At 29.4% G+C, this 4,044-nt stretch carries 3 protein-coding genes; all 3 read right to left on the bottom strand.

Annotated elements, in window-relative coordinates; all coding sequences use genetic code 11:
• Positions 1-228 precede the first annotated feature (228 nt).
• Complete coding sequence (locus IDG60_RS08005; protein WP_000824482.1) at positions 229-750, bottom strand: hypothetical protein; 522 nt, start codon at positions 748-750, stop codon at positions 229-231.
• A 334-nt stretch (positions 751-1,084) separates the two neighbouring features.
• Positions 1,085-2,107, bottom strand: a complete 1,023-nt coding sequence (gene emp, locus IDG60_RS08000) for an extracellular matrix protein-binding adhesin Emp (RefSeq protein ID WP_000728068.1) — start codon at positions 2,105-2,107, stop codon at positions 1,085-1,087.
• Between the two features lie 350 nt (positions 2,108-2,457).
• Positions 2,458-3,984: a von Willebrand factor binding protein Vwb gene (gene vwb / locus IDG60_RS07995; protein WP_000791730.1), complete on the bottom strand. Its 1,527-nt coding sequence runs from the start codon at positions 3,982-3,984 to the stop codon at positions 2,458-2,460.
• Positions 3,985-4,044 lie beyond the last annotated feature (60 nt).

Genomic DNA, 4,044 nt, shown 5'->3' with positions numbered 1-4,044 from the left:
ACTTACTTTTATGTATTTTCTATATTTTAGGTGTCAGAACTTATATATTTAGCCTTATTTGTAAAATTAAAAAGCCTACAACATGAATCGTTGCAGACTATCATATCGAGACAAAGAGGTTTATTAGCGTCTCTATATCTATGCGGAATTTGAAAAGATTATTTATTATATTTACGGGGATAAATTGTCATTTAAAAACGAGATGTATAACTTATAATTTACTTTGGATTAGCGTTTTTCAGTTTTCTCTATTTTATTATTCACTTTATCAATTTGTTTATTTAAATAATTTTGGTGAGACTGACTAAGTGTACTTACTTTTGCAGTTGCCTTAGCGAGATCTTCATAGCTTTGTGTATCTTTATAATCGTTAATTAAGCTTTGTGCTTCTTTAACATGATCACGTCTAATAACGCGTTTGTCACGGTCTGTGAAATGTGATGAGTCAATTTCACTATAACCATATAACCAACCTTTTTTAATACCTGTTTGATTAGTATGTAAATCATATTCTATGTAGTTGTCATTAGATAGTGCTTTTAATTTATTTAATTGACTCTTTTCTACTATTGAAAATTTCTCCTCAGTAGTAATTTCAGTATGGGTTTGTAAAATATTTTTATTATCCGAATCTTTTACAACAAAATTAGTTTCAACACTCTCTGTCACTAATGCGTTTGCGTGATTAGAATGCCATAATTGAGTTGCACAAATTACACCCATTGTTAGTACTAGTACTTTCCTTTTCATTTATTTATGCTCCCTTATTTGCTTTGATTGTAAAACCGACTTTTTCACCCTGTTTTCTTCGCCATTGAAAATTATATACCAATATTTTAGAAACAATAATTAACTTGCGATGAACAAACTATTAACAATAATCTTGAGTCTTATATTTATCTTAATTAATAATATATTTATTTAAGATTATGTTACTTCCAACTTTCAAAGTAGAAAAACGGTATAATTTGTTGATGGGTGTTTATTGATAAACTGCAAAAAATACAGCCTACAACCACATAGATTGTAGACTATATTTAAAATAATAGGTATTTATCATATCTCGTAAACTTAGTGCCAATTTTTATACTCGTGGTGCTGGTAAGCTACCCTTAAATTCAGGAACGTAGTGTGTAGGGCTATAACTTGGAACAGCATATTGATAATTTACATTTTTGATATTTAATGATGGTTTCCCAATTTTATAACCATTTGATTGTGAAAATGAGAAATATTTCTTCACACCTTTAACTACTTTATAAGAATAGAAGTATTTATAGTCATATGCTTTATTTACTTTAGCATTTTGATGTGTTGCTGTTGTGTTATTTTGGAAACTTGGTACATGCATACGATGTGAATTGTGACCATATGGTGGAATTACCTTGAAACTATTTATTTGTGGCACAACACAAAAGTGATTAATTTTAATGCTAGCATGCCCTGGTGTAACAAATTTATGCGCGTGATATCCAGGAACTGCAAAATGATGCTTGATAATTAAAGATTGAGATGGATGTGTATATCTAGGCGATTCTGATGGTTTAACAATAAAGTGTTTATTAATAGAATCCTTTGCATGATTTACATGTTTATGTACATGTGTTGATTTGTATGAAGTAATAACTTTCTTGTAGTGGGTTTGCGTAGTAATGAAGTGGTGGTTTACTTTGTTTTGCGTAATAAATCTATTTACTTCTGGGCCTTTAGCAACAAAATGCTTATCAACTTGTTGTGAAGCTGGATTGTTTGTTGCTACATTCACGCGATTATTGATTTCTTTGTACTCTGGTACAATGTTTCCTAACTTTGATTCTGGTACGGCAAAGTTTTTATCTACAATTTTACTAGCTGCCGATGAATCTACAATCTTATTCAATTTGTCTTCAGAAACTACAAAGTTTTTATTGTCAGTTAAATTACTAACATTTACTTTTGGCGAATTCTTAAATTCATCGTAAGCTGGAATAATTTTATTAATTCCTGATTCTGGAACTACAAATTTTTTGTCAACACTCTCTGTCACTGATGCTTTAGCGTGATTTGAATTGATAAGTTGTGTAGCAAATAGCGTGCTCATAGTTAAAACTAATAATTTCTTTTTCATCTGTTATTTCTCCTTTATATAGACTCAATATTATAACCAATATAATTTCCCTGTTATATTCACTAACAGCATTATATACCAGAATTTTCAGTATAATAATTAACTTGAAGTAAACGTTGTCTTAACATTTTTATTGTTTTTCAGCTTAAAATTAATTATTGATATTGATAGTTAAGCATAATAATTTTTTCGTAATATAAAGTGAAAAAAGTAATAGTCCACACCTGTTTAGAATGTGGACTATACTAGATTGCATCATTGAAATGATGACTTTGATATTATTTATTGCTAGTTTAAAATGTTGTTATTTTTACGACAAACTCATTATTTGCTTTGCAGCCATGCATTAATTATTTGCCATTATATACTTTATTGATTTGTTTATTAAAACGTTTTTGATGACCTTCACTTAAAGTATTTACTTTTTGTTGTGCATTTAATCGGTCTTTATAACTATGTGTATCTTTATAATTATCAACTAACTTTTGAGCTTCTCTAACGTGTTCACGCTTAATTACACGCTTCTCACGTTCAGTTAGATGAGAAGAATCAATTTGACTTATACCAACCAGTGATCCTGATTTTCTACCAGGTAAAGCAGACGTTTCTTCAAATTCAACAACATTATTATGCGTGTGATTTGAAGTTGTTGGTGATTGATGCGTTGTTGTGAAATCATGACTTTCACCATTTAATCCAGCCAATTGTTTTGGTGCATTATAAATAATTTGTTGCTGAGTTTGACGCTCAACTGTAGGCATTGGTACCTGTGTCGTTGTTTCAGTATATGTAGTCGGTGATGTTGGTTTCTTTGTTGGTGCAGAAACCACAAGTTTCTTGTCGTTTTCGTTGTCAATACGTTGTTTATGCTCAAAATCATATTCTAATGACACTACAGGTGTTTTCTTAATTTTTTGATTATCCAAAAATCTCGCTTTTCTTTCTTCTGCTCTTTTATCATATTCAGCTTTTTGTTGTTCAGAAACTTCTTGAGATGCAGGTTTGTGATTTTGAGTATTTAAACTTCTTTTACTTCTCTTGCTTCTTTTTGATTCATCACTTTTTGCTGCTTCAGTGTCAGATTTTAATTGAGCCATATTTTTATGATTTTTCTCTTCTTGTTTTTCATCTTCTAAAACAGGAATATTATTAGGTCTTGTTTTATCTATATCACTAAAAAATTCATCAATTATGGTTTCTAAGTCTTCTTTTTTATTTTCTAACATCCTTTTGTTAACTGCTTTTTTATTTGCTCTTTCTTCATCTTTATATCCCATAATTAAATCTAACTTACTATATAAACTTTCAACATCATCTCTATAGTTTTGATAAAATGTTTTACCTAACATTAATATCTGATTTTCTAATTTGTTTAATTCTAAGTCGCACTTTAATTGCTCCTCTTCATTAAAGTCTTTCAATTCAGGGTTATCTTTTTTTATATCTTCAATTTCTTTTAAGAACTCCTCACTTTGTTTTTTCAAAGTATTAAATACACTTTCATATCTTTCATGAGATAATCCTAGATAATCTAAATTATCAGTATTTCCATTTTTTATTTTTTTCTCTTCACTAAAAAATTTCTTCAAAGCCTCATCTTCAGCCATAAATCTCTGTTGATATTTTTTCATAGCTTCTTTATATTCAGGATTATCAAATCTTTCATTATCTAAGTTTGGAAAGGACCATATTAAATCATCCAAGCTTTTCTTATACTCTTCTACTGTTCTAGATTTATTTTTATTATTAGTCAGTTTCAACGACTCAGATACATATGGATTCTTCTCCCCAGAAACCACTGCACTCGCACGATTACTTTCCCAAATTTGTGATACACATAATGCTCCCAATGATAAAACTAGCAATTTATTTTTCAACTGTATTTTCTCCTTAATTTTCCCTAATTAACAACCTACCTTACACCCTATTTTTTCGCC

The sequence above is a fragment of the Staphylococcus sp. EG-SA-2 genome (assembly GCF_017152085.1).
The sequence above is the reverse complement of the archived record's forward strand: the minus strand, read 5'-3'. Positions and strand labels throughout refer to the sequence as shown.

Coding starts and splice junctions, on each gene's coding strand:
- IDG60_RS08005 (WP_000824482.1), bottom strand. CDS start 750: ATGAAAAGGAAAGTACTAGTACTAACAATGGGTGTAATTTGTGCAACT.
- emp (WP_000728068.1), bottom strand. CDS start 2,107: ATGAAAAAGAAATTATTAGTTTTAACTATGAGCACGCTATTTGCTACA.